Source organism: Bradyrhizobium sp., assembly GCF_019242285.1.
Taxonomy (GTDB): Bacteria; Pseudomonadota; Alphaproteobacteria; order Rhizobiales; family Xanthobacteraceae; genus Bradyrhizobium.
Window position 1 is genome coordinate 1 of record NZ_JAFAVV010000889.1, and the last position, 2,977, is coordinate 2,977.

General features: G+C 64.9%; 4 protein-coding genes. All 4 read right to left on the bottom strand.

The window, feature by feature from the left end; genetic code table 11:
- On the bottom strand, positions 1–525 hold a 525-nt coding region (locus JOY90_RS36560; protein ID WP_367277041.1), incomplete at its 3' end, for an alpha-hydroxy-acid oxidizing protein.
- 130 nt (positions 526–655) lie between these two features.
- Positions 656–2,353, bottom strand: a complete 1,698-nt coding sequence (locus tag JOY90_RS36565; protein WP_291695947.1) for a dihydroxy-acid dehydratase — start codon at positions 2,351–2,353, stop codon at positions 656–658.
- Positions 2,354–2,364: 11 nt separating this feature from the next.
- Positions 2,365–2,565, bottom strand: coding sequence for a hypothetical protein (locus tag JOY90_RS36570; RefSeq protein WP_291695948.1), 201 nt, complete (start codon positions 2,563–2,565; stop codon positions 2,365–2,367).
- A 197-nt stretch (positions 2,566–2,762) separates the two neighbouring features.
- Positions 2,763–2,977: hypothetical protein (locus JOY90_RS36575; protein WP_291695949.1), on the bottom strand; the 215-nt coding region annotated here is incomplete at its 5' end.

Genomic DNA, 2,977 nt, shown 5'->3' on the forward strand with positions numbered 1-2,977 from the left:
GCCTGCATTGGCCACTCGGTCCATCAAAGACGCAATGCGAGCAGGCTCGCCTGGCAGATATGCCTGAAACCAAGCGGTCTGGCCGGCCTCTCGAACCTCTTCGAGCCTGATCAGGGAGGATGCGCTGAGGATGAAAGGGATCCTGGCTTGGCTCGCGACGCGAGCAAGAACAAGGTCGCCTCGATAGGCGGCCAGGGCGCTCGCGCCCATTGGAGAGATGCCAAATGGAGCGGCATACTCGTGACAGAACAGGGTCTTCGCTTGGCTCCGGGTCGACGTATCCACAAGAACGCGCGGAATAAACGCGTAGTCCTGAAACGCCTCCCGGTTGGCCTTGAGCGAGGTAATCGTCTCCGCAGCACCAGAAATGAATCCGAAAATTGGCCGAGGGAGATGGCTGCGGGCAAGAGGCTCGAGATCGTCGAGCGCCAGCACACGGCGCATCCGGCGGGAAGCTTTCTTTGCAGGCCTTGCTGCGCTGCGTGCAACGAGACGCTGCGCATCGCTCTCGGGTATGCTCGTCATCGTACGCATCCGGTGTGACCATTTCCGTCCGAGCAGTCGAAGACTGCCCGACTTGAGCGGGCCAAGCCGCGGAACCGCGCAATAACTCTCGGTCCTAAGAAGGTGCGCAGCCCGTGGGCGCGATTCTCATTCATCCGATTTTCGCCCTCAAGAAGTCGAAATCGCAGCCTTCTGGAGCTTGCAGCACGGTGCGCCGGTACAGAGCCTTGTAGCCGCGGGCCGGCGCCAGAGGTGGCTCGAAATCCGCCAGGCGCCGCTTGAGCTCGGCCTCTTCGACCAACAGATCGATCCGCTTGTTCGCGATGGAGAGACGAATGCGGTCACCGTTGCGCACGGCAGCGAGCGGTCCGCCAACGGCCGCTTCCGGCGCCACGTGCAGCACGATCGAGCCGAAGGCTGTTCCCGACATGCGTGCGTCCGAGACGCGGACCATGTCCTTGACGCCGGCCTCGGCGAGCTTCTTGGGAATAGGCAGATAGCCGGCTTCGGGCATGCCCGCCGCGCACGGCCCCGCATTTTGGAGGACCAGGATATCGCCCGGGCCCACGTTAAGGTCAGGATCGTCGATCCTGGTGCTCAGGTCCTCCAGTCCAGTGAACACGACGGCCCGGCCCTCGGACTCAAATAGAGCCGGTGTCGCTGCAGCTCGCTTGAAGATTGCCCCGTCCGGCGCCAGGCTGCCTGCGAGCGCCACAAGCCCGCCGACTCTCGAAATTGGATCGGCCAAGGGACGGATTACCGCTCGATCAACCCACGCTGCGGGCTCGTCGAGGCGCTCGCGAAGGCTCCGTCCCTCCACGTCGATTGTATCAAGATGGAGCAGCGGGCGCAGTTCGCGCAGCAGTGCGCCTACACCGCCGGCAGCGTGGAAGTCCTCCATGTAGCCGTTGCCGACTGGCTTCAGGTCGACCAGCACGGGGGTCTCGTCGGAAAGTTCGTTGAAGCGCGATAGCGTGATCTTCATGCCCAGCCGCCCTGCAATCGCCGTCAGGTGCACGATCGCGTTCGTCGATCCGCCGATCGCCATCAGCACGCGGATTGCATTCTCGACGGATTTTTCGGTGATGACCTGCCCGGGCGTGATGCGCGAACGGATCAGGCGCGCCGCCGCCTTGCCGGTTTCCTCCGCCGCCGCCAGACGGTCCGCGTGCACCGCGGGGATTGCCGCCGTGCCCGGCAGCGCCATGCCGAGTGCTTCCGTAATGCAGGCCATCGTGCTGGCAGTGCCCATGACGGCGCAGGTGCCGGCGGTGACGGACAAGCGACCTTCGACCGTTTCGATCTCGTCTGACTCCACCGAACCCGCGCGGTACTTCGCCCAGAAGCCTCGGCAATCCGTGCACGCGCCGAGCCGCTGACCCTTGTGCCGCCCGGTCGACATCGGCCCGGTCACCAGCTGAATTGCGGGGACGCCGGCCGAAGCCGCGCCCATCAACTGCGCCGGCACCGTCTTGTCGCAGCCGCCGATCAGGACGACCGCGTCCATGGGTTGCGCGAGGATCATCTCCTCGGTGTCCATCGACATGAGGTTGCGGTACATCATGCTCGTCGGGTTCAGGAATACTTCCCCGAGCGAGATCGTTGGAAAAGGCCGGGGCAGGCAGCCTTCCGCGAACACGCCACGCGACACGGCCTCCACCAGTTCCGGCATGTAGCGATGGCAGTTGTTGAAGCCCGACGGCGTCATGGCGACGCCGACGACCGGCTTGTCCAGGAGCTCGCGGGAGATGCCCATCGAGCGCGCAAAGGAACGGCGCAGAAAGCGCGCGAAGTCGCGATCGCCGTAATTCGTCAGCCCGCGGTCGAGGCCATGCGGTTCGTCGGTCATGGCAGGCTCCGTCACGATTGGGGGTGGCTTCGGAACTGCACGCCGAGCAATTCCTCGAAGACGAGAACCATGCCGCCTTTGTCCTTCTCGCCATGGCCGCGCAGCAGCGCCGCCTGGTACGTGGCCGTCGCCGCGGCCAGCACCGGCATGGGGATGCAGAGATTGGCGCCGAGCTCGGCGGCGCTCACCAGGTCCTTGTAGGCGTGCGCCATCGGGTAGCCGTCGCCGAAATGTCCGCGCAGGATGCGCGAGAGGAAGAACTCCGAACGCGTAGCTGCGCCCCGTGCCGCTGTTCACCACCTCGCCGACCAGGTCCGGGTCCAGCCCCATCTTTGCCGCCCCGCCGCGTGACCGAAATGCAGCTCCTCTGCCAAAGCCACAAAGCAACGGAGCTGCATGAGTTCGAACCTCAATTCAAAATCCGCATCGCTGGCACCTTGGACTTCCTACCCATTGGCAAGAGGAATCTTGGCGGGGCGGTAACCCCGCCGGCATCGGCGATGATGAAGGCCACGCGACCTGCCGATAGCATCGCACCGTGCTCGCAACTGTCCAGGACGCTGCGCGCCGGCGCGAGGCGTCGGTGCCGCTTCGCGGCATCCTGGACAGTGCTTGCGCGCGGTG

What these genes read in the sequence shown, in the direction of transcription:
- JOY90_RS36565 (WP_291695947.1), bottom strand. Translation starts at nt 2,353, where the DNA reads ATGACCGACGAACCGCATGGCCTCGACCGCGGGCTGACGAATTACGGC.
- JOY90_RS36570 (WP_291695948.1), bottom strand. Translation starts at nt 2,565, where the DNA reads ATGGCGCACGCCTACAAGGACCTGGTGAGCGCCGCCGAGCTCGGCGCC.